The organism is Streptomyces tailanensis (genome assembly GCF_008386495.1).
GTDB lineage: Bacteria > Actinomycetota > Actinomycetes > Streptomycetales > Streptomycetaceae > Streptomyces > Streptomyces tailanensis.
This window is the reverse complement of record NZ_VTHJ01000043.1, coordinates 44,759-70,497: the sequence shown is the minus strand read 5'-3', so window position 1 is coordinate 70,497 and position 25,739 is coordinate 44,759. Positions and strand designations below refer to the sequence as shown.

General features: G+C 71.5%; 23 protein-coding genes and 3 pseudogenes. 12 read left to right on the top strand and 14 right to left on the bottom strand.

Annotation, left to right across the window (positions count from 1 at the left end; all coding sequences use genetic code 11):
• The coding region (locus F3T56_RS29820; protein WP_246204013.1) for a SpoIIE family protein phosphatase at positions 1-2,350 on the bottom strand (2,350 nt) is incomplete at its 3' end.
• A gap of 217 nt (positions 2,351-2,567) precedes the next feature.
• On the opposite strand from F3T56_RS29820, the gene F3T56_RS29815 reads away from it, so the two are divergent.
• Positions 2,568-4,157, top strand: coding sequence for a serine/threonine-protein kinase (locus F3T56_RS29815; protein WP_149828459.1), 1,590 nt, complete (start codon positions 2,568-2,570; stop codon positions 4,155-4,157).
• Here the strand turns inward: F3T56_RS29815 and F3T56_RS29810 are convergent.
• Entirely contained in the window at positions 4,103-5,710 is a 1,608-nt protein-coding gene (locus tag F3T56_RS29810; protein WP_246204011.1) for a hypothetical protein, read from the bottom strand. The genes F3T56_RS29815 and F3T56_RS29810 overlap by 55 nt on opposite strands.
• Positions 5,711-5,839: 129 nt before the next feature.
• Between F3T56_RS29810 and F3T56_RS29805 the strand changes: the two genes are divergently transcribed.
• Entirely contained in the window at positions 5,840-6,112 is a 273-nt protein-coding gene (locus tag F3T56_RS29805) for an LbetaH domain-containing protein (RefSeq protein ID WP_246204009.1), read from the top strand.
• Between the two features lie 17 nt (positions 6,113-6,129).
• Here the strand turns inward: F3T56_RS29805 and F3T56_RS29800 are convergent, their stop codons facing one another.
• Complete coding sequence (locus F3T56_RS29800; RefSeq protein WP_149828458.1) at positions 6,130-7,254, bottom strand: sensor histidine kinase; 1,125 nt, start codon at positions 7,252-7,254, stop codon at positions 6,130-6,132.
• Positions 7,255-7,328: 74 nt separating this feature from the next.
• A pseudogene (locus F3T56_RS29795) lies at positions 7,329-7,415 on the bottom strand (DNA-binding response regulator); the annotation flags it as partial.
• Between the two features lie 200 nt (positions 7,416-7,615).
• Here F3T56_RS29795 and F3T56_RS29790 point away from each other — a divergent pair.
• Complete coding sequence (locus F3T56_RS29790) at positions 7,616-8,818, top strand: DUF418 domain-containing protein (protein WP_149828457.1); 1,203 nt, start codon at positions 7,616-7,618, stop codon at positions 8,816-8,818.
• 31 nt (positions 8,819-8,849) lie between these two features.
• Here the strand turns inward: F3T56_RS29790 and F3T56_RS29785 are convergent, their stop codons facing one another.
• Genes F3T56_RS29785 through F3T56_RS29770 form a run of 4 tightly spaced genes read right to left on the bottom strand, consistent with a single transcriptional unit; the run spans position 8,850 to position 12,499 of the window.
• A complete protein-coding gene (locus F3T56_RS29785; protein ID WP_246204018.1) occupies positions 8,850-9,713 on the bottom strand; it encodes a PaaX family transcriptional regulator in 864 nt (287 codons plus the stop codon).
• 55 nt (positions 9,714-9,768) lie between these two features.
• Positions 9,769-10,794, bottom strand: coding sequence for a 4-hydroxy-2-oxovalerate aldolase (gene dmpG / locus F3T56_RS29780; protein WP_149828456.1), 1,026 nt, complete (start codon positions 10,792-10,794; stop codon positions 9,769-9,771).
• Positions 10,791-11,726 (bottom strand): acetaldehyde dehydrogenase (acetylating), encoded by a 936-nt coding sequence (locus F3T56_RS29775; protein WP_149828455.1) that lies wholly within the window; start codon positions 11,724-11,726, stop codon positions 10,791-10,793. The genes dmpG and F3T56_RS29775 overlap by 4 nt, the downstream gene beginning before the upstream one ends.
• Positions 11,723-12,499, bottom strand: coding sequence for a 2-keto-4-pentenoate hydratase (locus tag F3T56_RS29770; RefSeq protein WP_149828475.1), 777 nt, complete (start codon positions 12,497-12,499; stop codon positions 11,723-11,725). Before F3T56_RS29770 ends, F3T56_RS29775 begins: the two co-directional genes overlap by 4 nt.
• Positions 12,500-12,686: 187 nt before the next feature.
• Here F3T56_RS29770 and F3T56_RS29765 point away from each other — a divergent pair, with 187 nt between their 5' ends.
• The 7 genes and pseudogenes from F3T56_RS29765 to F3T56_RS50190 all read left to right on the top strand — a co-directional run.
• Positions 12,687-13,409, top strand: coding sequence for an IclR family transcriptional regulator (locus F3T56_RS29765; RefSeq protein ID WP_149828474.1), 723 nt, complete (start codon positions 12,687-12,689; stop codon positions 13,407-13,409).
• Positions 13,410-13,848: 439 nt separating this feature from the next.
• Positions 13,849-14,229, top strand: coding sequence for a hypothetical protein (locus F3T56_RS29760; protein ID WP_149828454.1), 381 nt, complete (start codon positions 13,849-13,851; stop codon positions 14,227-14,229).
• Positions 14,230-14,443: 214 nt separating this feature from the next.
• Complete coding sequence (locus tag F3T56_RS29755; protein ID WP_149828453.1) at positions 14,444-15,982, top strand: Y4yA family PLP-dependent enzyme; 1,539 nt, start codon at positions 14,444-14,446, stop codon at positions 15,980-15,982.
• A complete protein-coding gene (locus F3T56_RS29750) occupies positions 15,979-17,307 on the top strand; it encodes a pyridoxal-phosphate dependent enzyme (RefSeq protein WP_149828452.1) in 1,329 nt (442 codons plus the stop codon). Before F3T56_RS29755 ends, F3T56_RS29750 begins: the two co-directional genes overlap by 4 nt.
• A gap of 2 nt (positions 17,308-17,309) precedes the next feature.
• Positions 17,310-18,503 (top strand): aminotransferase class V-fold PLP-dependent enzyme, encoded by a 1,194-nt coding sequence (locus F3T56_RS29745; protein ID WP_149828451.1) that lies wholly within the window; start codon positions 17,310-17,312, stop codon positions 18,501-18,503.
• A gap of 99 nt (positions 18,504-18,602) precedes the next feature.
• Positions 18,603-19,364 (top strand): class I SAM-dependent methyltransferase, encoded by a 762-nt coding sequence (locus tag F3T56_RS29740; RefSeq protein WP_149828450.1) that lies wholly within the window; start codon positions 18,603-18,605, stop codon positions 19,362-19,364.
• A 12-nt stretch (positions 19,365-19,376) separates the two neighbouring features.
• Positions 19,377-19,556: pseudogene (locus tag F3T56_RS50190) on the top strand (hypothetical protein); the annotation flags it as partial.
• Positions 19,557-19,574: 18 nt separating this feature from the next.
• Here F3T56_RS50190 and F3T56_RS29735 read toward each other — a convergent pair.
• The 6 genes from F3T56_RS29735 to F3T56_RS29705 form a co-directional block, all read right to left on the bottom strand.
• On the bottom strand, positions 19,575-20,195 hold the full coding sequence (locus F3T56_RS29735; protein WP_149828449.1) for a dihydrofolate reductase family protein: 621 nt from the start codon (positions 20,193-20,195) through the stop codon (positions 19,575-19,577).
• Between the two features lie 269 nt (positions 20,196-20,464).
• Positions 20,465-20,887: a nuclear transport factor 2 family protein gene (locus F3T56_RS29725; RefSeq protein WP_149828448.1), complete on the bottom strand. Its 423-nt coding sequence runs from the start codon at positions 20,885-20,887 to the stop codon at positions 20,465-20,467.
• Positions 20,888-20,892: 5 nt separating this feature from the next.
• On the bottom strand, positions 20,893-21,699 hold the full coding sequence (locus F3T56_RS29720) for an MBL fold metallo-hydrolase (protein WP_149828447.1): 807 nt from the start codon (positions 21,697-21,699) through the stop codon (positions 20,893-20,895).
• Positions 21,700-21,743: 44 nt separating this feature from the next.
• Positions 21,744-22,358, bottom strand: coding sequence for a DsbA family protein (locus F3T56_RS29715; protein WP_149828446.1), 615 nt, complete (start codon positions 22,356-22,358; stop codon positions 21,744-21,746).
• Positions 22,359-22,536: 178 nt separating this feature from the next.
• Entirely contained in the window at positions 22,537-23,031 is a 495-nt protein-coding gene (locus F3T56_RS29710; RefSeq protein ID WP_149828473.1) for a MarR family winged helix-turn-helix transcriptional regulator, read from the bottom strand.
• Between the two features lie 138 nt (positions 23,032-23,169).
• On the bottom strand, positions 23,170-23,640 hold the full coding sequence (locus F3T56_RS29705; protein ID WP_172639201.1) for an Lrp/AsnC family transcriptional regulator: 471 nt from the start codon (positions 23,638-23,640) through the stop codon (positions 23,170-23,172).
• Between the two features lie 101 nt (positions 23,641-23,741).
• Between F3T56_RS29705 and F3T56_RS29700 the strand changes: the two genes are divergently transcribed.
• Complete coding sequence (locus tag F3T56_RS29700) at positions 23,742-25,148, top strand: pyridoxal phosphate-dependent decarboxylase family protein (RefSeq protein ID WP_149828444.1); 1,407 nt, start codon at positions 23,742-23,744, stop codon at positions 25,146-25,148.
• 174 nt (positions 25,149-25,322) lie between these two features.
• Positions 25,323-25,577: pseudogene (locus tag F3T56_RS29695) on the top strand (protein kinase domain-containing protein); the annotation flags it as partial.
• Positions 25,578-25,739 lie beyond the last annotated feature (162 nt).

Below are 25,739 nucleotides of genomic sequence, written 5' to 3'. Positions count from 1 at the left end.
AGGTCGTGAGGGCTGTATCCATCAGCGGCCTCCGGCCGCGGGGGCCTCCCGGGCCCGGACCACGGACACGATCCGTGTCGCCGCCCCGGGGTTGAGTACGCCGGGGACCAGTACGCCCAAGACCGTTCGGGGCGTGCGGCTGGGCGGGCTCACTCCTGCTCAGTCCCCAGGAACGGTTGCCCGGAGCGCACTCGGCCCAGACCGTCTTGCCGTGGCGGGCGTGGCGGGTTCCCCAGCGCTCGGCGAGTTGGGCGACCAGGAACAGTCCGCGTCCGCCCTCGTCGGAGAGGCGGGCCCGGCGCAGATGCGGGGTGGTGCTGCCGGCGTCGGAGACCTCGCACATGAGGGTGCGGTCGTGGATGAGGCGCAAACTGATCGGCGGGCGGCCGTAGCGGATGGCGTTGGTGACGAGTTCGCTGACGACCAGTTCGGCGGTGAACTCGAGCTCCTCCAGCCCCCAGACGCCCAACTGCCGGGCCACGTTCGCCCGGGCCCCGGCGACGGCGGCGGCACCGGCCGCCACGTCCCAGGTGACGACCTGACCCGCGCCGAGGGCACGGGTGCGGGCCAGCAGCAGGGCGACGTCGTCGGGCGGCCGGGCGGGCAGCAGGGCTTCGAGTACGGCGTCGCAGGTGGCCTCCAGGGAAGGGGCGGGCCGGGCGAGGGCGTCGCGGAGTCCGGCGAGACCCGCGCCCACGTCCTGGCCGCGTGCCTCCAGCAGGCCGTCCGTGTAGAGGGCGAGCAGACTCCCCTCGGCCAGCTCGAACTCCGCCGCCTCGAACGGCAGCCCACCCAGCCCCAACGGTGGCCCGGGCGGCAGATCGAGTACGTCGACGGTGCCGTCCAGGGCCACCACGGCAGGCAGCACATGCCCCGCCCGGGCGACGGTGCAACGGCGCGAGACGGGGTCGTACACGGCGTACAGACAGGTGGCCCCGAAGTCCCCGACGGCTTCCGCCTCCTCCCCCTCCCTCTCCGTCTCGGCGGCCGCCTCGGTGGACAGGCGGATCACGACGTCGTCGAGGTGGGTGAGGAGTTCGTCGGGGGGCAGGTCGATGTCGGCCAGGGTGCGTACGGCGGTGCGCAGGCGGCCCATGGTGGCGGCGGCGTGGATGCCGTGGCCGACGACGTCGCCCACGACGAGGGCGACCCGGGCTCCGGAGAGCGGGATGACGTCGTACCAGTCGCCGCCCACGCCCGCCTTGTCGCCGGCGGGCAGGTAGCGGAAGGCGACCTCCACCGCGGACAGCGGTGGCGTACGGCGCGGGAGGAGGCTGCGTTGCAGGGTGAGGGCGGTGGCGCGGGCGTGGGTGTAGCGGCGGGCGTTGTCGACGGCCACCGCCGCCCGTGCCGCGATCTCCTGGGCGAGGAGCAGATCCTCGTCGTCGAACGGCTCGGGGTTGCGGTGCCGGAAGAACTGGGCGACCCCCAGGGTGGCCTCCCGCGCCCGCAGCGGCACGACCAGGGTCGAGTGGGCCGAGGCCGGGGCCGGGTCGGTGCCGTCCGCGCGGTGGTGCCGGGAGGGGTGCCCGGTGGCCAGGGCACGGGCCGGCGGTGACCCGTCCGGAAACGTGTGCGACTGCCGTGGCGGGACCGTCGGCGCCGGGTCGGGCTCCACGACCGACCGCAGGGCGACCCGACGCAGTACGAGCGGGCCCTCCGGCGGGGTCTCGTGACCGTGCAGCACGGAGTCGAACAGGTCTACGGCGACGAAGTCGGCGAACGGTTCGGGGGCGCGGCCAGCGAAGGAATCGCCGATGGAACTGATGGAACCGGCGGAGGACTCGGTGGCGAAGTCCGCGAGTTCCTGGGTGGTGCGGCCGATGTCCAGGGTGGTGCCGATGCGCATGCTCGCCTCGTTCACCAGGGACAGCCGCCACCGCAACCGACGGTCCCGCTCCGCGGCGTACGCCGCGTAGCCCTGTCTCGACGAGCGGTCCACATACCCGGTCGCCGCCGCGATCAGCCTGCGCGCCGCCGCACTGACCAGCTCGGAGTCGTCGGTGAACCGGGGCAGTTCCTGGAGCAGCCGGTCCAGGAGGATGCCCTGCCCGAACCGGAAGGCCGCCTGCACCACGCTGAAGGGGACACCGTACCGGGCCAGCCGGCGGATGCGCTCCAGCTCGGCGGCCGGCCCCTCGATCCGGCCCGGCCCGTCACCGCGTTCGAGACCGGAGAGCACCGCGACCACGTGCCCGGCGACGTTCTCCGAAGCCATGGCGTCGGAGTGCTCCCACAGTTCGGGCAGCTCTCGTCGCAGGCCCCGCTCCACCTCGGCGATCAGCTCGTCCGCTCTCGAACCGAGCTCGCGCGCGACACGGGACACAAGACCGTCAGCCGTGACGTCCACAGTCACGACGTTACGCCGACCGGCCGCGCACCGCGCACGCCTCTCGGCCAACCCCGGCCACGTGACGCATCCCACCCCGAACCCCACCCCGGGCCCACGCCGACCGGGTCCGACCTGCTCACCGCCCGCCCGGGGCCGGGCCCGCCGCCACGGCCCACAGAAGGGGCCGGTTATTGTGACGACGCGAATCGAACGTATGCGGGCTGGCGGAGGGCACGTGGTGTCGGACGAAGGGCGGCTCATCGCCGGGCGCTACCGGCTCACGGAGCAGATCGGCCGTGGCGGTATGGGCACGGTGTGGCGGGCCGGGGACGAGGTCCTCGACCGCCAGGTAGCGCTGAAACGGCTGCACGTACAGCCGCACCTCTCCGCCGACGACCTGGTCAGGCTCTACGAGCGCACCCGCCGTGAGGCGCGCAGCGCCGCCCGTATCGCGCATCCCAACGTGATCGTCGTCCATGACGTCGTGGACGACCGCATCGACGCCGGCGACGGATACAGCGAGGCCGGCGAGGGGCGGCCCTGCATCGTCATGGAGTACGTCCCGGCGCCCACGCTCGCCGATCTCCTCGGCGACGGCCGGACCCTCCCGCCCGAGGAGGCGGCCCGCATCGGCCTGGGCATGGTCGCCGCGCTGCGCGCCGCCCACGCCGCCGGCGTACTGCACCGCGACGTCAAGCCCGGCAACGTCCTGCTCGGCGCCGAGGGACGGGTCGTCCTCACCGACTTCGGCATCGCGATGACGGCCGACGCCTCGACCCTGACCAAGACGGGCGAGATGGTCGGCTCCATCCACTACATGGCCCCCGAGCGCATCCGCGGCCAGACGCCCGGCCCCGCCTCGGACCTGTGGGCGCTGGGCGCCACGCTGTACCAGGCGGTCGAAGGACGCCCGCCGTTCCGCCGCCTCACCGCGATGGAGGCCGCGTACGCCATCGCCGTAGACCCGCTGGAGCCGCTGAAGCAGGGCGGCGCGCTGGAACCCCTCGTCGTGGCCCTCCTGTCCAAGGACCCCGCCGACCGCCCCACGGCGGAGCAGACGGAGGAGGCGCTGCGCGCCGTGGTGTCCGGCGTGACGACGGTGACGCTGCCGAAGCCGGCCGAGGGCGGTATGTCCGGCATGGGCGCGCCCGGCGAGAGCCAGGCCGACCAGAAAGCGGCCCCGGATCCGAAGGGCGGCCGGAACGCCCCCCGTCAGGGCCGCGGGATGCGCCGTGTCCTGGTACCGATCGCCACCGCGGTGGTCGTGGCGGCCACGGTCGTGGGGTCCGTGCTCTACACCCAGGCGAACCCCGGCAGCGAGGCCACCCCGCAGAACGGCGACAGCACCCCCACCCCCGCCTACTCCCCCTCCCCCGTGCCCGACGGCTTCCACCTCGTCACGGCGAAGGACCTCGGCATCGCCTTCCCCGTCCCGGACGGCTGGAAGCTCAACAAGCGAACGTCGGAGCAGGTCTCCTACATCGACGAGACCCGCCTGGCCGAGATCACCATCGGCATCGTGAACCCCGCCGGCGTCCACCCCATGGCCCACTTCAAGGACATCGAGGCGAACACGAAGGTCAACTACCCGACGTCGTACCGGAAGCTGCGTATGCAGAAGACCACCTTCCGCGGGCAGTCGGCCGCCATCTGGGAGTTCACCTTCCAGGGCCGGGCCCGGGCCTTCCGCGCCATCGACCTCGGCTTCGGCCGGGAGGGCGAGCGCGAGTACGACATCTACCTCTCGGCCCCCGACGCGAAGTGGGACACCTACCGTCCCGTCTTCGACAAGGTCAGGGACGGCTTGATCACAGAAGGGTCCTGACCGCCGCGAGCCCTCGCGCCCTCCTGGGACCCCGTCGGCGCCACATGCAGCCGGTGCCCGGCGATCCAGTGGGCGGGCCAGGTGCGGGCGTACTCGGGTGGGCTGTCGCCCGGGGCCACGAGGGTGGCGACCGGGATGCGCTCGGCGGTGCGCAGGATGCCCTCGCGGGTGATGTTGGCGTTGTTGCCGCGGGTGTTGGCGGAGGCGCAGCCGGCGTAGTAGGCGATGGGGATGGCTTGGTGACCGGTCAGCAGGCAGGGCGGCCGTACGCCGAGTCGCCGCAGGTCGGCGGCGGCGCGATCCCAGTCGCGGCGGGCCGTGGTCGCGCGCTCGGCGGTGCGCGACAGCACCGCGTACTGCACCGCCACATGCCCGACGAGCCCGAGCGCCACGAGCGCCCCGGCCACCGGGCGCCAGGCGCCGCCCGGCTTGGTGACGAGCGTCAGCAGCGCGTCGGCGACGGGGATCGCGAGCAGGGCGTACGCGGGGAGCAGGAAGCGGGGCGCGGAGTATCCGATGAGGAAGAGGTAGGGCACGGCGGCCGTCGCGGCGCAGGCCAGCACCGCCAGCGTGGGTGTCCCGCGCCGCGCCCTGAGTGCCACGGCCGCCCCGAGGGCGGTGAGCAGCGGCAGGACGAACCACCACGCGATGACCGCCGCATGCGGCATGTCACCGGTGCAGGGACGGCACAGCGTCCGCCCCGCCAGGCTGCGCAGCTGATCATCGGCGGCGATGTTCCAGCCCAGCCCGCCCTGGATCCGCGAGGCGTCGGCCAGCCGCCGCCCCAGACCGCCGTACTGGACGTACGCCTCGACGACCCACGCCCCGGCCCCGGTGCCGAGCCCGGCCACCATCGCCGCGAGCAGCCGCGGATGCCGCCACCGCCGTACGCCCACGAGCAGGACGAACAGCGGAAGCGTCACCCACAGGGCGTCGGTGGGCCGCATCCACGCCATCAGGGCGGTGCCGGCGGCCACGCCCCACAGGGCCGTCGGGTCCGCGGAGTCGGCCCGCGCGCGCAGGAAGCAGCCCACGCAGCCAAGCGCGCCGACCGCGACCCAGTAGTTGGGCATGGCCTGCGGCCCGTAGAAGAGGGTCACCCACAAGGTGGCGAACAGCGCGCCCGCGAGCGCCAGTACGCGCACCGGGAAGAGCCCCCGCCAGGCGCGCAGGGCGAGGTACAGCCCCAGCCCGGCCAGCACCGCCAGATAGACGCGCAGCACCACGGTGGACGACGACCACGAGGCGACCGGGGCCACCAGCAGCGGGACACCCCGGGCGCGCGGCGCGCTGAAGAACGCCGCCGGCGCGTGCGGGCTGACCTGACTGACGTACACCGCCTCGTCCCAGCCGAGCCCCATCCACGGTGGTACGAGGACGAGTTGGGCCAGCGTGAACGCGCCGGCCACGGCGATGATCGGCGCGAGGGCGGACAGGCGGGCGGTCGCGTCGTCCGGCGGGCCCGTCGACGCGACGGCCGACGTCGTCGTACCGGCCTGCGTCGTCGTGCCGGCCTGCGGGCCGCCCGGGGCGTCGTTCGAACCAGTGCGCATGTCCCATCCCCAGAAGTACCTCTAAAGGCCGATTAATCCAATTAACAGACTGACTACTCGTCCTCGGCCGGGCGACGAGGCGCACCGACCTGTGGCCCTCCTTCACCCGCCCGGCCTAACGTGCGGCTCATGGATCACCCACAGCAGCCGTCCGCAAGCCACTTCGACCACTGCCCCTGGCTGTTCGAGAAGGAGGCGACGGAGGACCAGCGAGCCGCGCAGCGGGAGCGGCAGCGGTCGCTCGGCGGAGACAGCGAGATCGGCGAGCGGTGCTACGTGGCCGAGTCGGCGGCGGTCTTCGCCGACCTCCTACGGCTGGGCGACGACTCATACATCGCCGCCCACGCCTACGTCACCGGAGACCTGACCACGGGCACGGACTGCACCCTGAACCCCTCCTGAGGGGCGGTCGACGGCTGTCAGTCGCCGCGGGCCGGGATCCGCAGGTTCACCTCGTAGCCGCCCTTGGGTGTGGGGCCCGACTCGAAGGCGCCGCCCAGGAGTTCGGCGCGCTCCTTGAGCCCGATGAGGCCCTGGCGGGAGCCGGGGAGGGGGAGGGAAGGGCGGGTCGGCGGCGTGTTCGTGACGGTGACACCGAAGGCGGCACCGTCGTCGGCCCGCCACAGCCGTACGGTCGCGGAGGCGCCCGGCGCGTGTTTGCGGACGTTGGTGAGGGCTTCCTGCACGGTGCGGTAGACGGCGCGTTGCCCGGTGGTGCCGACGTCCGGCGGGAGTTCACCGGTGAGGGCCGTGTCGATGCCGCTGCTGGCGACGAGTGTGTGGAGGTCGGCCAGCGTGGGCTGCGGGGTGAGTTCCGTGGCCCGGCCGCCGGAGGCCCTGAGCAGGGTCACCATGTGGCGCAGTTCGTCGAGGGTGTCGACGCTGAGCGAGCGGATCGTACGGGCGCCCTCCTTGAAGTCCGGGTCGGTGGCGGCCACTTGGAGGGCACCGGCCTGTACGGCGATCAAACTCACCTGATGCGACACGACGTCGTGCATCTCACGGGCCAGCTGGGCGCGCTCACGGGCGAGTACGGCCTGGGAGTGCAGCAGCCGCTCATGCTCCCGCGCCTCCTCGATCTCGACGAGCCGCCGCGCCAAGTCCCGCCTCGCCTGCACGAGTTGGCCCAGCAGGACGGGCGCGGCGGCCGTGGCGAGCGTGTAGAAGAAGTAGACCACCGTCCAGGTCCTGTCCTGCGGTGTCGCGTGGTGCAGCGGCCACGGGGTGGCGGACGCGACCGCCATCACCACCGCGCACACACCGAGCAGACGGCGGTCACGGGACCGTTCGGCCAGCGTGAACAGGGCCGCGAACGGGGCGAACACGATGTCCAGCATCAGGGCACCCGGAATCGTGCACGCGAACACCGCCAGCGGAAAGACTCTGCGCAGCGCGAGCCCCGCACAGCCCGCCCCGGCGATCGCCGTCGCGGCGGGAGAGGCCTCCCACTGGTTGAGCGCGACATCGGCGGCCGCGATCGCGACGACGAGGCCGTCGACGACCGGCTCGGGGACCCGCGCCCACCAGGGCCTGGGGGCGGTCACCGGCGGGTCCCTGCCCTGAACCAGGCTACCGCCGCCATCGCCGGCCGCTCGCTCCGGGTTTGGGGTGCTGTGCTCACCTCGATGTCTTCGGCCGCGTTCAGGATGAGCTTGAAGCCGGACCGCACCAGGGCCTCGTCGTCGACCACCATCACCCGGATCACGTGTCGACCGTAGAACGGGCGAGCACTCGTGAGACGGCCGATCGGGACACTCCCACCACTTGGGGGGAGCGTTCCAGCCGTACGGGGGGGCGGGAGAACCGGAGCGCCCGTCGGGTGAGGCGCGCGCCCCGCCGGGTGGCGGGGGCGGACCGGACACTTGCCGGATACTCCGGGCCCGGGCCGCTCTCCAGCCTGAAGACATGACGCAGAACACCGGCGCAGCGGCCTCGACATCGCCCCGGACCCCACGACAAGCCCCCTCCTCGACAGGCCGGCTGATCGGCGTGGACCTGGCCAGAGGGCTCGCGGTTTTCGGGATGTACGCCGCGCACGTCGGGCCCGACCCCTCGGAGGGCGGTGCGGTCGGCTTCGTCATGGAGCTGTCGCACGGTCGGGCCTCCGCGCTCTTCGCCTTCCTGGCCGGTTTCTCGATCATCCTGATCACCGGTCGCGACGCCCCGAAGACGGGCCGGGTGGGCCGCCAGGCCGTCGCCAAGGTGGTGATTCGGGCGCTCGTCCTGCTCGCCGTGGGCACCGGACTCACCCTGACCGACACCCCGGTCGAGGTCATCCTCGCCTTCTACGGCCTGTACTTCCTGCTCGTCCTGCCCTTGTACCGGCTGGGCGCCCGCCCGCTGGCGATCATCGCCGGAGTCGGCGCGCTCGCCCTTCCGCAGATCCTGTACGTCGTCCACCACGTCCTCGACGCCGACGAACCCGGCGGCATCTGGACCTGGCCCGCCGACGCCGACGGCCTCGTGTCCCTCCTCTTCACCGGCGGCTACCCCGCCCTGACCTGGATCCCCTTCGTCGTCGCCGGCATGGCCGTTGCCCGGCTCGATCTGCCCGCCACCGCCGTACGCCTTCGTCTCGCGCTCACCGGTGCCGGCCTCGCTGTCCTCGGGTACGGCGGCTCTTGGCTGGCCCTGCGTCTGGTTCCCGGCGCCCTGGCGGCGGTCGCCGAGTCGGGCTGGGAGGACGGCGGTTCGGCCGCGTCGGCCTGGTGGTCCGACACCTGGGGCTACCCGAGCGGCGACAGCCCGGCCGAGCTTCTGGTGGCCTCGCCCCACAGCGAGACGACCCTGTCGATCGTGGGCAACTCCGGTGTCGCGATCCTCGTCCTGGTCGGCTGTCTGGCCGCCGTGGACGCCTTCCCGCGTCTGCGCCGCCTCGCCCGACCGGTCATCGCCGTCGGCACGATGTCCCTGACCGCGTACGTCCTCCACGTCGTCGGCATCCAGGTCCTCGGCATCGAGGAGCTGCCCGGTTCCCCGCTGCATGTGCTGCTCGGCTTCCTCGTCACGGTGACCGTGTTCGCCACGCTCTGGTCCCGCTTCTTCCGGCGCGGCCCCCTGGAGCGGCTGCTCGGCAAGGCCGCCGAGCTCGCGCGCCTGGTCCACTGAGCGCCCGCGACCGGCCGTGGCCCGGCCCGGCTCAGCGCACCGGGACCGTGTCCAGCAGCTCGCGGGCCAGCTCCCGCGCGGGCTCCGTGATCTGCTCGGCGACGCGATGGAAGGTCTCCTGGGCCGGGCGGGCCGGCCAGGACGGGGGAAGGTGCCGGGTGGGCAGCCGGGGGTCGGTACGGATGGTCCACAGCCATTCGCTGACCAGCCGCAGCCGGGTGCCGATCGGGTCGTCCCCGGCGCCCGCGCCCAGGTGGGGCGTCCACCGCTTGCCGAAGGTGATGTAGCGGGCGGCGATGGACTCCAGGTCCCAGGTGTCACGGACCATCAGATCGATGTCCGTGGACACCTCGGCCTCGGCATGGAAGATCTTGACGTGGTCGGTGAGACCGAGCTCCGCGACGACACCGGTGACATCGACCTCACCGGGCGCGATCCACAACCCGCTGTACAGCGCGCCGAATCCGGACCAGGTGAGCCGTGAGCGCAGATCGTGGCGCTGGCGCTTCCAGGAGTCGGGGAGGGAGAACCCGAGCAGGGTCCAGGTGCCGTCCCAGTCGTCGTTGACGGCGCCCTGTTTCCAGATACGGGTGCGGCCGTCCAGCAGAACGCGCGTCGCCTGCGGGGTCAGACCGAAGTACATCTTGCGGCCTTCGCGTTGGCGTCGCAGCAGCCCGCGGTTGACCATGCGGGTCAGCGTGGAGCGTACGGCCTGTTCACCTACGCCGACACGGCCGAGTACGTCGATGATGCTGCCCGAGTACACGCACAGGTCGCGGTCGTCCTCTTCGAGGACGTGGTTGCCGAAGAAGGCGAGCATGAGCGACCGCGGGCGCGGCGACGGCCCGTCCGAGGCGTCGCTGTCCGGGCTGTCCAGGATGTCGTAGTCCTCCACGGGGGCAAGAGTACGGCCGCCCACCGACGCTCCTGCGGGCGGCCGTACGACCTCATCAGCCCTGGTCGGCGCCGATGTTGCCGGTGACCAGGTCCAGCGCGATGTCCGTGATCATGTCCTCCTGGCCGCCGACCATGCCGCGCCGGCCCACCTCGACGAGGATGCTGCGGGTGTCCAGGCCGTAGCGGGCGGCGGCGGTCTCGGCGTGGCGCAGGAAGCTGGAGTACACGCCCGCGTAGCCGAGGCTGAGGGTCTCGCGGTCCACCCGCACCTCGCGGTCCTGCAGCGGTCGTACGAGGTCGTCGGCGGCGTCCATCAGCGGGAACAGGTCGCAGGCGTGGTCCCAGCCCATGAGGTCGGCGACCGCGACGAACGCCTCCAGGGGGCAGTTGCCCGCGCCCGCGCCCTGCCCGGCGAGTGAGGCGTCGACGCGGATTGCGCCGCTCTCGACGGCGACGACGGTGTTGGCCACGCCCAGGGCGAGGTTGTGGTGGGCGTGGATGCCGAGTTCGGTGGCGGGGTCCAGTACGTCGCGGTAGGCGCGGAAACGGTCGCGGACGCCGTCCATCGTCAACCGGCCCCCGGAGTCGGTGACGTACACGCAAGTAGCGCCGTACGACTCCATCAGCTTGGCCTGGCGGGCCAGTTCGGCCGGCTCGGCCATGTGGGACATCATCAGGAACCCGGCGACGTCCATGCCCAGCTCGCGGGCCGCGGCGATGTGCTGGGCGGCGATGTCGGCCTCGGTGCAGTGCGTGGCGACGCGCACGCTGCGGATGCCCAGGGAGTGCGCCTGCTTGAGGTCGTGGACCGTTCCGATACCGGGGAGCAGCAGGGTCGTGGGGATCGACCGGTGCACGGCGCCGGTGACGGCTTCGATCCACTCCCAGTCGGTGTGGGCGCCGACGCCGTAGTTGATGCTGGAGCCGGACAGCCCGTCGCCGTGGGCGATCTCGATGGCGGCCACACCGGCGGCGTCCAGGGCGGCGGCGATGGCGCGGGCCTGGTCTACGGTGTAGCGGTGCCGGACGGCGTGCATGCCGTCCCGCAGGGTGACGTCCTGGACGTACAGGCGGGTCATCGCGAGGCCACCTCCGTGGCATGGGCGGCCATGCGTTCCGCGGTGCGCAGCGCGGCCGAGGTCATGATGTCGAGGTTCCCTGCGTAGGCGGGGAGGTAGTGGGCGGCGCCCTCGACCTCCAGGAAGACGGACACCTTGAGGGTGTCGCCCGCGCCCGGAGCGAGGGTGCGCAGTGGATCTTCGGCGGCGACCTTCTCGTACTGCACCTTCTGCTTGAGCCGGTAGCCGGGCACGTACGCCTGCACCCGGCCGACCATCTCCTCGACGGACGCGGTGACGGCCTCGGTGGCGCAGTCGGAGACCAGACAGTGCACGGTGTCCCGCATGATCAGCGGGGGTTCGGCCGGGTTGAGGACGATGATCGCCTTGCCGCGCGCGGCGCCGCCGACCTTTTCGATGGCGGAGGACGTGGTCTCGGTGAACTCGTCGATGTTGGCGCGGGTGCCGGGCCCGGCGGAGCGGGAGGCGATGGACGCGATGATCTCGCCGTAGTGGACCGGGGTGACCGCGTTCACGGCGGCGACGATCGGGATGGTGGCCTGGCCGCCGCAGGTGACCATGTTGACGTTCGGGGCGTCGAGATGGGCGTCGCCGTTGACCGGCGGGACGACGTAGGGGCCGAGGGCCGCCGGGGTGAGGTCGACGAGGGTACGGCCCAGGGGCCGTAGCACCTCCTCGTGGTGACGGTGGGCGCCGGCCGACGTGGCGTCGAAGACGATGTCGACGTCGGCGAACTCGTCCAGCGCGACGAGTCCCTCGACGCCCTCGTGGGTGGTGGCGACCTTGAGACGGCGGGCGCGGGCCAGGCCGTCGGAAGCCGGGTCGATACCGGCCATCGCGGCGATCTCCAGGCTCTCCGACAGCCGCAGGATCTTGATCATGAGGTCGGTGCCGATGTTGCCGGAGCCGATGACGGCGACCTTGGTGCTCATGCCCGGTCTCCTTCCGTTTCCGTGGCGAAGCCGACCCGCACGGAGCCGAGGCCCGAGATGCGCGCCTCGAAGACGTCGCCGGGGGAGGCGGGGGTCATCGGGCCCAGCGCGCCGGTCAGTACGAGATCGCCCGCCCGCAGCGGGTCCCCACGCTCGGCCAGCGCCGAGGCCAGCCAGACGGCCGCGTTGAGCGGACTGCCGAGGCAGGCGGCGCCGGTGCCCTCGGAGACGGTGTCGTGGCCCCGGGTCATGGTCATCGTCACGGTGCGCAGGTCCACGGCCGTGAGCGGGACGGGGGTGGCGCCCAGTACGTACAGCCCGCAGGAGGCGTTGTCGGCGACGGTGTCGACGAGGGAGATGTCCCAGCCCGCGATACGGCTGTCCACGATCTCCAGGGCCGGCAGCGCGAAGTCGACCGCGCGCAGTACGTCGACGACCGTGCACTCACGCTCCGGCAGATCGCGGCCGAGGACGAGCGCGACCTCCGCCTCCACCTTGGGCTGCAACAGCCGCCCGACGGGCACCTCGCCCCCGTCCGGTACCGCCATGTCGGCGAACAGCGCCCCGAAGTCGGGCTGATCCACGCCGAGTTGGCGCTGTACGGCCACGGAGGTCAGGCCGATCTTGCGGCCGACGATCCGGCGGCCCCTGTCCTGGCCGCGCCGGACGTTCAGCTGCTGCACGGCGTAGGCGGTCTCCAGATCGGTGCCGCCCTCGAACAGGGTCCGCACCGGCGGACAGGCGACCCCGGTACGGGTGGCCTCCGCCAGCATGTCGGCGGCCTTGACCACCGTCGGTGGAACGGCGTCCGGACGGACACCGGCGGCGTGCTCGGTCGACAAGGGGTACCTCCAGTGAGGGAGCGGGGGAGCCGGGGCGCCCTGCGGACTTCCGGTATAGACAGCGAGCCCGGAAACGAACAATGTTTGTTCCGTGGAACGGAACAACATGACCGCGAGCATGCTGGACAAAGCCGCGATCATCCTCGATTGCTTCATCCCGAGCGGCGGCCCGTACCGCCTGTCGGAACTCTCGGAGCGCACCGGCCTGCCCAAGCCCACGGTGCACCGGCTGGCCGCCGACCTGATCCGGCTGGGCTGGCTGGAGCGGACGGGGCCGCAGTACCGGCTCGGCGCGAAGCTGTTCGAACTCGGCTCGCTGGTGCCGCGTCGCCGCGATCTGCGCGAGACCGCCCTGCCGTTCCTCCAGGACCTGTTCGAGGCCACCCGCGAGACCGTGCACCTCGGCGTCCGCGAGGGCATGGACGTCGTCTACCTCGAACGCATCCACGGTCACGAGGCCCTCCGGCTGCCCTCGCGCATCGGTGGCAGCCTGCCGCTGAGCTGCACCGCCGTGGGCAAGGCCCTGCTCGCCTTCTCTGGCGCCGAGCTCACCGATGAACTGCTGTCCCGCCCGCTGCCGCGCCTCACCCCCCACTCGATCACCGACCCGGCGCGCCTGCGCATGACCCTGGAGAAGATCCAGGTCTCCGGACTCGCCTACGAGGAGCAGGAGGCCGCCCTCGGCGTGAGCTGCATCGCGGCCCCCGTCTTCGCCGGCGGCACCACCGTCGCCGCCCTCTCGGTCGCCGTACCGCGCGAACGGTTCAGCCCCGCCCAACTGGCCCCGGCGGTGCGGACGGCGGCCCTGGGGCTGTCGCGGGCGGTGCGGGGGAGCAGCTGAACCCGTCGGCGGGGGCACACCTCGGACGATCCACAGCGTGGACGAACGCGATCGGAGCGATCGGAGACTTCGTACGCGAAGGGGCTAGGCGGCGGGAAAGCCCTGGCCCATAGTCGTGCCAGTTGTCCGAGGCTCCCGGCCTCGGGCCGATCCCCCGGTGCACCGTCGCACCCGGCGTGGCACGCGACCACGGCGGCGGCACTGTCGTGCACCCCCGCCACCGCCCTCGTGGAGACCCCGCATGCCCGGATACGTTTCGGCGTACAACTCCGGTGCGGACACGAAGTCATGACAGCGCGTCAGCCCGTCCAGGACGGCCGCCCGCCGGCGTGTGTTCCGGCCGCTCACAGCGGATCACCCCCCGTGGTGTCGTGATCGGGAGGTCACTATGCTATAAAACGGGAACCGTTTTCAATAAGGCTGGGAAGGGAGCAAGGGCATGGCCCGAGCAGCGTCCGGCCGTCACGGCCGTCCTTTCACCCTCGTCGTCTGCGCCACCTGCCGGGAAACCGCCGACAGTGAGGTCGTCGACGGGCTGCGCAGTGCGGTGCGCGAGTGCCCGCACGGGGTCATGGTCGTCACCGGGTGCCTGGGCAGACTCCTGCACTGCCGCCCTGATCGCGGGCTGTACGCCGCCGTGCAGCCGTGCGCTCCGGATCGCAGGCCCACGGGAGCTGTGGTGCGTCTCGGGCCGCTGGTCGGCGAAGCGGACGCCGAGGCGGTCGGGGCATGGCTGCGGGCCGGGCTGCCGGACGACGGCACGCTGCCCGGACGCCTCCGCGCGGCACCCGCGCCACGGCACGTCGCCCACCTCAACTGAGGGCGCACGCCGCGCCGACTGGCACCGCGGCCGCCGCGATCGATGCGGGCGCGGCGCACGCATATGTACAGGGCGGACTCCGGGCTTAAAGGCTCATGTATTCGGAAATGATGTCCCCGAACGGATGTCTGGGCCGCTGCCGGTGCGAGGACGGGCAGCGGCTCTTGAGCGCCGGGAGCCATAGTCGGCTCCGGTGCGCGGGGAGGAGCCTGTCGTGCGTGTGCCCCTGTTCCTGCAACCACGGCTCGAACCACCGCTCAGCTCGTTACTGGCCGCCCCGGACCTCCTGCACACGCTCGTCGACGCGCTCGGCTCCCCCCTCAACGTAGTGCTGCCCGACCGGATCGCCGAGAACGCCGAGCGTTTCCGCGCCGTCTACCGCAGGCACCACCTCGGCGGCCGGATCTCCTTCGCCCACAAGGCGAACCGCTCCAGCGCCCTGCTGCGGCGACTGGCCGCCACCGATCCGGCCGGGGTCGGCGTCGACGTGGCATCCCTGAACGAGCTGCAGCACGCCCTGGGCTGCGGTTTCACCCCCGACCGCATCACGGCCACCGGCCCCAAGGACCCCGGGTTCCTCTGGCTCGCCGCCCGCATGGGAGTGACCGTGCACCCCGACTCGGTGACGGAGCTGGAGCAACTGGCCGAGCTGGTACGCAAGTTCGCGCTGCCGCGCATCGTCGTCGTGCCCCGGCTGTCCGGGTTCGAGACCGCCACCGGCACTGGCACCGGCACTGGCACCGGCCTCGACACCGCCACCGGCTCCGGTGTCTCCGGAGTGAAGACGCTCTCCCGGCGTAGCCGCTTCGGCATCCCCGTGGGCGAGGTGGGCGCGCTGCTGGACACGCTCGAACGGCACCGGGACGCCGTCGAGCCGGTCGGCGTGGCGTACCACCTGGACACGACCGGGCTGGCGGAGAAGGCCGTCGCGCTGGAGAGTTGCGTCGGCGTCATGGACGAGTTCCGTGCCCGGGGGCTCGACCCGCGGTTCGTGGACATCGGCGGCGGCTTCGGCGTCAGCTATGTCCAGGACGCAGCCCAGTGGGACCGCTACACGACCGAGCTGTCCAACGCCGTACTGGGCACCCGGCCCGCCCTGACCTGGCGCGGGCACGGCTACGGTCTGCGCAACGAGGGCGGCACGCTGCGCGGAGCACTGGGCCTGTACCCCGCCCACCGCCCGACAGCGGGGCCCGGCTACCTCGACGAACTCCTCTCCGCGCCCGCCCCCGCCTCGGGGCGCCCGCCGGCCACGCTCCTCCTGGAGCACCTCTACGACCTGTCCGTCCAGCCCGGCCGGGCCCTGCTCGACCAGTGCGGCGCCGTACTGGCACGAGTGCTCGACGTGCGGCCCACCGGCTCGGGCGACCACCTGGTGCGCCTCGGCATGAACGCCGGGGACATGAGCCTGGAGGAGCACGGGGTCATCGTCGATCCCGTACTGCTTCCCCACGGCGGCGGTGGCGGTGGGCAGGACGCGGACGACGGGCCGGTGGGGGTCCACCTTTTCGGAAACCTGTGTCTGGAGGCCGACCTGATCACCCGACGGACCGTGTTCCTTCCCCGGCTCCCCCGCGTCGGCGACCTGCTCGCCTTCGCCAACACCGCGGGGTACGCGATGGACTTCCACGCCCACTCCGCCCAGCGGCAGCCCCTCGCCCGTACGGTCGCCGTGACGCGGGACGGCGGCTCCTGGCGATGGTGCCTGGACGAGGAGTACTGGCCGATCACGCGACCGGGGGGACCGGCATGAGATACGACAGCATCACCGACGCCATCGGCAACACCCCGCTGGTGCGCATCGACCCGGCCGTGCACGGCCTCACCCACATCGACCTGTACGCCAAGCTGGAGATGCTCAACCCCTTCGGCTCGGTCAAGGACCGGCCCGCGTGGAACATGGCCCGCCCGCACCTCGCCGCCGCGGCCGAACGCGGCGAGACCGTCGTGGAACTCTCCAGCGGGAACACGGCGAAGGCGCTGGCCCTGCTCGCGGGCATGCACGGCCTGAGGTTCAAGAGCGTCACCAACCGGATGCGGATCCCGGAGATCAAGGAACTGCTCCTGCTCCTCGGCGCCGAGATCGAGGAACTGCCGGGCCAGAGCGAGTGCCTCGACCCGACGGACACCGACGACCCGTTGACCCGCTTCCACCAGGCGCTCGCCGAGCCCGGCGGCGCCTATCTGCACACCGACCAGTACTTCAACCCGCGCAACACCGAGGCGCACGCGACAGGCACCGGCCCGGAGATCATCAAGGACCTCGACGGCCGGGCACCGGACTGGTTCATCTCCTGTGTGGGCACCGCCGGTTCGTCCACCGGCGTGGCCAGCGCGCTGCGCGAGCACGACCCGGACGTACGGGTTCTCGGCCTGGTCGCCCACAAGTCGGACTTCATCCCCGGCATCCGCACCATCGACGAGGTGCACCAGGTCGGCCTCTTCGCCCCGGAGACCTACGACACCATCGAGTCGGTGACCGCCGACGAGGCCATCGACGGCATGATGACCCTGATCCGCCGCTGCGGACTGTTGTCCGGGCCCACGGGCGGGGCCGCCTACCAGGGCGCGATACGTCATCTCCGCACGGTCGACGAGGAGTTGACCGAACGGCGAACCGCCGTGTTCATCGTCTGCGACCGCGCCGAGAGCTACCTCGGCTACGTACGACAGCGCCGCCCCGAACTGCTCGGCAGGCCGCCCCGGAAGAACTCGGCGGCCACCCTCACCGACGCCGAGATACGGGCCGAGGCCACGGTCGTCGACACCGACGCCGCCCGCCGCTGGATCACCGACGGAGACCCGGCACCCCTCGTCATCGACCTGCGCGGACCACACGCGTACGCCGCGCTGCACATCGACGGCTCGGTCAACATCGCCGACGAACTCTTCGACGAACTCCTGCGCGGCGGGCTCCCCTTCAGCAAACGGCGGCCGGTGCTCCTGGCCTGCCCCGTCGGCGAGAAGTCCGCCCGCTACGCCGCCCTGCTGACCCGCATGGGCCACCCGGACGTACGCAGCCTCTCCGGTGGCATCGTCGCCTGGCGGGACGCCGGCGCACCTCTGGTCCGGGAGTGACCATGACCGATGAATTCAGCGAACTGACGGCCTGGCATGCGGACCTACGCGGCCAGTTCCCCATCCTCACCGACCACCCCGAACTGGCCTACCTCGACAGCGCGGCCACCGCACAGAAGCCGCGGGCGGTGCTGGACGCCGTAGAGACGTACCTGACGACGACGAACGCCAACGCCGGGCGGGGCACCTACCCGTGGGCGAACCGCACGACCGCGCTGGTGGAGCGCACCCGGCGACGTGTCAAGGAGTTCCTCGGCGATCCCGAGCCCGACTCCGACCGGTCCACCGTCCACTTCGTCGGCGGGACCACGGAAGGGCTGCGGACGGTCGCCCGCGACTGGCTCACCACCCATCTCACCGACGGCGACGAGATCCTCGTCCCGTACGCCGACCACCAGGCCAACCTGGCCCCCTGGCTGGAGGCCCAGCGGCTGCTGGCCGAGCGGGGCGTCCGCATACGTGTGCGCGCGCTCCCGTATCAGGAGGCGTCCGGTGACTACGACCACCGGGCGCTCCCCGAACTCGTCGGCCCGCGCACCCGATTTGTCGCCGCCACACACATCCACCACGTCTACGGCGGTGACATGAACGTGCACCGTCTGCGGGCGGCCGTCGGTCCGGACGTGCCGATCTGCCTGGACGCCGCCCAGAGCATCGGCCATCTGCCGGTCTCCGTGACCGAACTCGACGTGGATTTCGTGGTTTTCTCCGGACACAAGGCACTCGCCCTACCCGGCACCGGAGCCGTATGGGCCCGCAACGACCCTGCACGCGGGCCGGAGTTCCGGCCCGGAGGCTGGCAGGGCACCCCCAACACCGCAGGTATCGCCTCCCTCGAAGCCGCGCTCGACTGGCTGGACGCGGCGGGCACCGACCGGATCGCCCGCTGGAGCGCCGCCCTCGCGGCCCGGCTGACCGAGGGACTGCGCCACCTCGCGCCGTACGAGATCCTGGGCTGCCAGGCCAGTCTGGCCGCCGACTCCCGCGTGCAGCGCCGGCACGGCATCGTCTCCTTCCGGCACCACGACATCCCCTCCGACGACCTCGGCTTCATCCTGTTCAGCCACGGCTTCATGGTCCGCGCGGACAGCCTCTGCCAGGCGGGCGCGGACGAGCGGGACGCGTCGGTCCGGGTCAGCCTGCATGCGTACAACACGGTTGAGGAGGTCGACCGCCTGCTGGCCGTCCTCCCCTGACTTTCGTTGACCCGACGATGTGAATGGGAACCGTTTTCAGCTGTAGGGTCGTTCGTGAGTACCGTGGGATGAGCGAGACGGCAGAGGTGACACGGGCCGATGGGCGTAAGCATGGCGACGGCCAAGATGTGGGTGGAGCGCTGGGAGCGCCAGCAGGAGCGGTACGCCCTCGACCGTGAGGAGCGCTTCACCGTGATCGCCGATGTCATCGAACACGTCACGGCCGACGGCACCGAGCCCCTGCTCCTCGACCTCGGCTGCGGGCCCGGCTCCCTGGCGACCCGGCTGTCCGCGCGCATGCCGCACGCCGAGATCGTCGCCGTCGACATGGACCCGCTGCTCCTGGAGCTGGGCCGCACCCACCACCCGTACGCCGCCCGGTACGTGGACACCGTGATCGGCGACGACGGCTGGACCGACGCCCTCGGTCTGGGCCGCCCCCTGGACGCGGCCGTCTCCACCACCGCCCTGCACTACCTCTCCGTGCCGACCCTGCGCCGGACCTACCGCCAACTCGCGCGTCTCCTGCGGCCCGGCGGCGTCCTCGTCAACGGCGACCACTTCCCCCACGACATCCCGCTCTGCGCGACCCTCACCCGGCATGTGGGACACCGCCATGCCGAACGCTCCGGCACCCACGACCACGAGGACTGGGAGTCCTGGTGGACCGCGGCTGCCCAGGACCCCGAACTGGCCGACCTGTTCACCCAGCGCGCGCAGCGACAGGCGGCACTCGGCAACGACAACACGCTGACACTCGCCGACCACATCGCACTGCTGCGGGAAGCGGGCTTCCACCACGTCACCCCTGTCTGGCAGTTCGGCGACAGCCACGTGCTCGTCGCGATCAAGGGGGAGTGAAGGGCGGGCCCACGGCTGTCACGCTCCCTCAGTGGCCGTGATCTGCGCCAGGACGTGCGCCGCGCCTGCCAGACCATCATGCGGGCCAACAAGGCACCGCCGGACGACGGACCGACTCTCCCCTCGGCGATCCAGGTGGTCACGCCGTTCAATCTGCCGCCCGGTGCTTCTCCCATGCCGTTCATGGGGTGAGGCCTGGGCGTACGCCCCTCAGGACAGCACGCGGTAGGTCACATGCGTGACCAGCCTTGCCGGCCGCGACGTCACCTGCTCCAGTTTCAGCGGCGGCACGCCCTCGAACAGCCGCGTGCCGACGCCGAGCGTGAGCGGCGAAATGTGCAGCCGCAGTTCCTCGATGAGACCGGCGGTGAGGTACTGGTTGACGGTGGTCGCGCCGCCCATGATCGCGACATCGCCGTCGCCGGCCGCCGCGCGTGCCTGTGCCAGTGCCGACTCGATTCCGTCGGTGACGAAGTAGAACGTGGTGCCGCCGTCCATCGGCTGCGGCTCGCGCGCGTGGTGGGTGAGCACGAACACTGGGGCGTGGTACGGCGGATCGTCGCCCCACCAGCCGTTCCACTGCCGGTCCCACTCACCGCGCACCGGGCCGAACATGTTGCGCCCCATGATGAATGCCTTGGCGGCGAGTATCTCGTCGATCTCCGCCCGGTTCTCCTCGGGCGTTTCGACGAACCAGGCGTGCAGCTTGTCGCCCCAGCCGTCGCCGCCGTCGTCGCCGAACGGCCGTTCCTCGGTCTGGTTGAGCCCGGCCGAGTACCCGTCGGCCGAGATCGTGATGCCGCAGACCACCTTGCCCGTACGTGTGGTCATCGCTCCCTCCTCTCAGTATGCCCAAGCCCCGATTCTCCCCGGGGAGGGCCGAGCGCGCTCGAGGTTCGGACCCGACGCAGGTCAGTCCGTGATCACGGGGCTGCGGTGGATCCACTCGTTGCCGTGGGCCGCCTGATGCATGAAGGCGGCCACGTCCGCGCGGCTGATGGTCGGGTTGCCTTTCATCGGCAGCCGGTCCCCAGCGCTGAAGGTGCCGTTGGCGGGGCGACACAGCGGTGGTCGCGGCGTACGGCTGGTGGCGTTGCCGGTCAGTCGGTCATCGCTTCGCGTACGAGGGCGGTGTCCACGAACTGTTCGAAGCGGACGATGAGTCCGCCGCGGACGGTGAAGTGGTGGGCGACGCGGACGTCGATGGGTTTGCCGGTGGCCTTGTTGACGGCGGTGTAGCGGGCGAGGACGACGACGTTCTCGCCGTCGACGACGTAGGTGTCGTCGTGGACGATCCAGTCGTCCCAGTCCCGGCCGAGCCTCTCCATCACCTGGGAGGTGACGCCCTCGGGGGTGCGGTAGGTGCCGGCGAGGGGGAAGCCCGCCATCTCCGTCCACTCCACGTCCGGGGCGAGGGTGGCACGCAGGGCCTGAAGGTCACCGGCCGCGGACGCCAGGTACTGGCGTCGTACGACGTCGGCGGGGGCGGTCGAGGTCGTGAAGTCGGTGCTGTCGTGTGCCATGGCGGTCAGCCCCACTTCATCTCGCCCTTGGCGACCTTGGCGCCGATCCGGGCGGCGATGAGCATGCCGTTGTCCGGGTAGCGCTTGACGAGGGCGTCGGTCAGCGCGGCGCCGTCGGCGGCCTTGCCCAGCTCCTCCTCGAAGGCGATCAGGTAGTCGTGGGTGGCGGTGATGGCGGAGGCGTCGGCGGGCGTGCCGGGCAGGCGGTGGCCGGGTACGACCAGCTCGGGCTGGAGCGCGGCCATCTCGTCCAGCAGGTTCACCCAGACGGAACGGTCCTCGGGGGTGGGGGTGTCGGCGACCCAGACGTGCTCCTGCTGGAAGAGCAGGACGCCGCCGAGGATCGCCTTCTGCTCGGCCTGCCACAGGTAGTGGCGGTCGGGCAGGCCGGCCGGGCCGCCCTTGAGCTCGAAGCGGTGGCCCTCCAGGGCCAGGTCGCCGGTCAGCGGCTCGATGTCGACCAGGCGGGTGGGCAGGTTCGCGCCCAGGGCCGCCCACGCCTTGAGCTTGCCTTCGTAGGAGTGCTTGATGTGCTCGATGACGAGCGGGGTGGCGACGAACTGCGCGTCGGGGAAGGCGTCGGCGAGGACTTCGGCGCCGAAGTAGAAGTCCGGGTCGCCGTGGCTGACGAACACGGTGGTGAGCTTCTTGCCGGAGTCGAGGATCTCCGCTGTCAGGCGGTGGCCGTCGGCCCGCGTGAACGCGGCGTCGACCAGCAGGGCCTCGTGTTCGCCGGTGACGAGGGTGGCGGTCTTGTTCTTGGACCCGGCGGGGAAGTCGAGGTCGAGGACCTTGAAGGAGAGGGTGCTCATGGTGGGCTCCTGGAGAAAGGGGTCGGGACAGATGGGGACGGAAGTCAGGCGGTGAGGGCCGCGAGGCGGTGGTCGATGTCGTCGGCGGTGGCGTGGCCGTGGGCCAGGGCGGTGACACGGTCGCCCTCGGCGGCGAGGAGGGTGGGGAAGCCGGTGACGCCCAGCTCGGCGGCGCGGCGGAAGTCGGCGGCGGCCGTCGCCTGCGTCTCGGGCGCCTGGAAGGCGGTCACGACGGCAGCGGCGTCCAGGCCCGCCTGCTCAGCGACCTTCCGGTACGTGTCCGGCTCGGAGAGGCTGAGGCCGTCGACGTAGAAGGCGTGCTGCAGCACGGTGGCCGGCTCGGCCGCCCGGTCGGGGGCTGCCTTGCGCAGGGCGGCCACCCCGCGCGCTGCGGCTTCCGAGTCCATGACGAACGAGCCGTCCGCGATCAGCCGTTCGTACGCTTCGCCGAACTCCGCGCCGGTCAGCTCGGCGATCTTGGCGTTGGACCCCAGGACATGGCCGAACTCGCGGATCGGTACCCGGCGCGGGCCGGTGAACAGACCGCCGGAGACGACCTCCACGGGCAGGTCGGGGTGGCGGGAGACAACCTCGCGCAGGGTCGCGGAGAACCCGTGCGACCAGCCGCAGTAGGCATCGAAGACGTAGACGAGTTTCATCTCATGACCTCGGCACAGTGGGGCGCTCACCTGACGTGAGCGATTCATCTGACAGAACAGTATCTGCTCAGTCAGATATTTCCCTGCTCCTGTGATGGTCATCACGCTCTTGGCTTGCTTCAGTGGACTGCGACTGGTGAATGCCGGTCGATGTACGGCCGCATCCCCAGGAATCGCATCAGGGCAGGCGCGGCAGCAGCTCCCGCGCGCTGTGACTCAGGATGCGCAGATCCTCGGCGAACCGCGCGCGGTGATCGGCCGGGAGGGGGTCCAGAAAATAGCGCCTGATGTTCTCGACATGCACCCGGGAGGCGGCGACCGCCGTCTCCGCTCCCTTGGGAGTGAGGCGCACCAACCGCCCCCGGCGGTCGTCGGGGTCCTCCGCGCGCTCGACCAGCCCGGCCGCCTCCATACGGTCCACCAGGCGCGTCGCACCCCCGGTGGTCAACACCTGCTCCTGCGCGACGGCTCGCATCGACAGCCCCGGGTCACCGGCCCGGCCCAGAATCAGCAGCACCTCGAACATCAGATGGCTGACGCCGCACTCCTGCTCCAGTGCCCGGCCCAGGATGTACTCCAGCCGGTTCGCGGCCCCCTGCAGCCGCCCGAAGGCCAGCACCAGCGCGTTGTTCGCGGCCTCCTCGGCCGTGGAGATCTCCGCCTGCCCGTCCACGTCGTACCCGCCGCCCTTCTGATCAGGTTGTCGCACGCCTCGTGCATTGAACACTCTCAGTCGAAGATCGCCGCCACCTCGAGCGCATCCTGCGCACGCTCCGCGACGTGAAAGAGTGAGGCCACCCGCTCCGCGAGGTCAGGAGCCGGCGTGTCCCTCGAGCAGGGACCGGACGCTGAACGGCTGCACCTCGAGCAGGACGATGGTGGTGTTGGAGCGAACGACGCCGGGTACTTCCAGCAGCAGGTTCGTGATGCGGTGCAGGTCCTCGGTGTCCTTGGCGACGACGCGGGCGAGCAGATCGCCGTCGCCGGTGGTGACGAGCAGTTCGATCACCTCCGGAATGCGCAGGATCGGCTCCCGGGTGGACTGCCCTACGCGCTGGCTGATCGACAGCGTGATCAGGGCCAGCAGCGGATAGCCGAGGGCGGCGGGGTCCACGCGCCGGCTGGGCTCCCTCAGCTGACCGTCTTCTTCGAGTCGTTTCAGGCGTGCCTGCACGGTGTTGCGGGCCAGGCCGAGTCGATCGGCCAGGGCAACCGTCGTGGCCCGCGGGTCCGCGTCGAGCGCCAGGAGGATCCGGGCGTCGAGGGCGTCGAGGTTTCGCATGGTGCGCAGTATGGCAGGGCGTGGACGTTCTCGATTGAGCATTATGCTTAAAATTAATGGCACCTATTGCGCATTCTGATGACAATTTCTAGCTTCTTGCTATGCAAAATGCGCAATGCAACAACACGTCAGCAAGCAGGCCGCCCCACGCCGACAACCGGGTCTGGGGCGACGAGGACGGGATCGTGGCAGCCGCCCTGGACTACGCACGGCGGCGCATAACGCAGGCTCCGGATCCGGTGACAGGCGCCCGCTCCGCCGCCGACCTCGCCCTCGCGGCCGGTACGGCCATCACCCCCTGGGGAATCAGCGGCGCCGCGGCCCTGAAGTTGTTCGACCGAGTCCTGGCACCCGCCACCCGCGCCCAGAACGGGGCGATGAACCTCGCCTACATCCCCGCGGCTCCCACCCGTGCCGCACTCGCCTTCGACGCGGTCACCGGCGCGGCGAACATCTTCGCGGGCACCTGGGAGGCCGGAGCCGGTGCCATCCACGCCGAGAACGAAGCACTGGCCTGGCTCACCCAACTGCTCGGCTGGCCCGGCACCGCAGCAGGATGCTTCGTCAGCGGCGGCACCATGGGCAACCTCTCTGCTCTCATCACGGCCCGCGCCGCTGCCGCCGCGTCCCGGCCCCGGCCGACGGACGGCTGGAAGATCGTCTGCGCCGACACCGCCCACTCCTCGATCAGCTCCGCGGCACGCGCGATGGACGTCGAGGTGGTCACCGCGCCCGTCGACCAGCGGGGACACCTCACCGGAGCCGCCGTGAACACGGTCCTCGACTCCACGGCCGGCGTGTTCGCCGTGGTGGCGACCGCCGGGACCACCAACGCCGGTCTGATCGACGACCTCGACGACATCGCCGACGCGTGCGAGCGCCACCACGTGTGGCTGCACGTCGACGGCGCCTACGGCGGAGCCGGCCTGGCCGCACCCAGCGTGCGCCACCTCTACACCGGCATCGAACGCGCTGACAGTTTCATCGTCGACCCTCACAAGTGGCTCTTCGCCCCCTACGACTGCTGCGCACTGCTCTACCGGGACCCCGCACCGGCACGGGCCGCGCACAGCCAGTCGGCGCACTATCTCGACGCCATCGACCGCGACGTCCACAATCCGGCGGACCTGGCCCTCCACCTCAGCCGCCGTGCCCGCGGGCTGCCGTTCTGGTTCAGCCTGGCCGTCCACGGAACCGAGCGGTACTCGCGTGCCGTGGAACAGACCCTGACCACGAGCCGACTGGTAGCCGACGCCATACGCGCCAGCGACCATCTGCGCCTGACGACCGATCCCGAACTGTCCGTCCTCCTCCTCGAACGCCCTGGGTGGGGCCCGCAGGACTACGCCTCCTGGTCCGCCCGGGCCGCCGAAACGGGCGCCATGCTCTGCGTGCCGACACAGTGGAACGGCGCGACGGTTCTGCGCATGGCCTTCGTCAACCCGGACACCCGTGCCGACGACGTCATCGACATGCTCCGCACGCTCCGCCGGTGCGTGACCACATAGGTCCGCCGGATTGATGAGGCTGCGGGCGCGAGGGGCATCCGCCTCACCGGGACGCCTTTCTCGCTGCGGATGGGGGCGGCACGGCGACACCATCGCCGGCCGTACAGCGCTGCCGACCTGGCGGCGCTGTACGGCGCGTCGGCAAGACCGGTGCAGGCGGCGCCGGCGTAGCGGATGCCGGGCGTCGTCCATCGGGACATCAAGCCGGGCAACTTGATGCTCGCCGCCGACGGCACCGTCAAGGCTGCCGACTTCGGCATCGCCCGCGCCGCCGACGAAGCCGCCGCCGGGCTCACCCGTACCGGCCAGGTCCTCGGTACCAGCAGCTACCCGGCACCGGAACGCGCGCTCGGCCGGTCGGCCGTACCGGCCTCCGATGTCTATGCGCTCGGGTGCGTCCTGTACGAACCCCTCGTGGGACACCCGCCGTTCCGCGAGCGCCAACCGCCTTGGCGGGCGGAGGACGGAGGACGGAGGACGGGGAACGGAGGACGGGGAACGGGGAACGGAGGACGGGGAACGGAGGACGGGGGACGGGGGACGGGGGACGGGGGACGGCCAGGATCTGCCGCTTGGTCTTCGACGTCCACG

Bases quoted from the DNA above. Each gene is read 5' to 3' on its own strand.
- F3T56_RS29810 (WP_246204011.1), bottom strand. From the start codon at position 5,710: ATGCGCACTGGTTCGAACGACGCCCCGGGCGGCCCGCAGGCCGGCACG.
- F3T56_RS29805 (WP_246204009.1), top strand. From the start codon at position 5,840: ATGGATCACCCACAGCAGCCGTCCGCAAGCCACTTCGACCACTGCCCC.
- F3T56_RS29790 (WP_149828457.1), top strand. From the start codon at position 7,616: ATGACGCAGAACACCGGCGCAGCGGCCTCGACATCGCCCCGGACCCCA.
- dmpG (WP_149828456.1), bottom strand. From the start codon at position 10,794: ATGACCCGCCTGTACGTCCAGGACGTCACCCTGCGGGACGGCATGCAC.
- F3T56_RS29775 (WP_149828455.1), bottom strand. From the start codon at position 11,726: ATGAGCACCAAGGTCGCCGTCATCGGCTCCGGCAACATCGGCACCGAC.
- F3T56_RS29770 (WP_149828475.1), bottom strand. From the start codon at position 12,499: ATGCTGGCGGAGGCCACCCGTACCGGGGTCGCCTGTCCGCCGGTGCGG.
- F3T56_RS29765 (WP_149828474.1), top strand. From the start codon at position 12,687: ATGCTGGACAAAGCCGCGATCATCCTCGATTGCTTCATCCCGAGCGGC.
- F3T56_RS29760 (WP_149828454.1), top strand. From the start codon at position 13,849: ATGGCCCGAGCAGCGTCCGGCCGTCACGGCCGTCCTTTCACCCTCGTC.
- F3T56_RS29750 (WP_149828452.1), top strand. From the start codon at position 15,979: ATGAGATACGACAGCATCACCGACGCCATCGGCAACACCCCGCTGGTG.
- F3T56_RS29745 (WP_149828451.1), top strand. From the start codon at position 17,310: ATGACCGATGAATTCAGCGAACTGACGGCCTGGCATGCGGACCTACGC.
- F3T56_RS29740 (WP_149828450.1), top strand. From the start codon at position 18,603: ATGGGCGTAAGCATGGCGACGGCCAAGATGTGGGTGGAGCGCTGGGAG.
- F3T56_RS29735 (WP_149828449.1), bottom strand. From the start codon at position 20,195: ATGACCACACGTACGGGCAAGGTGGTCTGCGGCATCACGATCTCGGCC.
- F3T56_RS29725 (WP_149828448.1), bottom strand. From the start codon at position 20,887: ATGGCACACGACAGCACCGACTTCACGACCTCGACCGCCCCCGCCGAC.
- F3T56_RS29720 (WP_149828447.1), bottom strand. From the start codon at position 21,699: ATGAGCACCCTCTCCTTCAAGGTCCTCGACCTCGACTTCCCCGCCGGG.
- F3T56_RS29715 (WP_149828446.1), bottom strand. From the start codon at position 22,358: ATGAAACTCGTCTACGTCTTCGATGCCTACTGCGGCTGGTCGCACGGG.
- F3T56_RS29705 (WP_172639201.1), bottom strand. From the start codon at position 23,640: ATGCGAAACCTCGACGCCCTCGACGCCCGGATCCTCCTGGCGCTCGAC.
- F3T56_RS29700 (WP_149828444.1), top strand. From the start codon at position 23,742: ATGCAAAATGCGCAATGCAACAACACGTCAGCAAGCAGGCCGCCCCAC.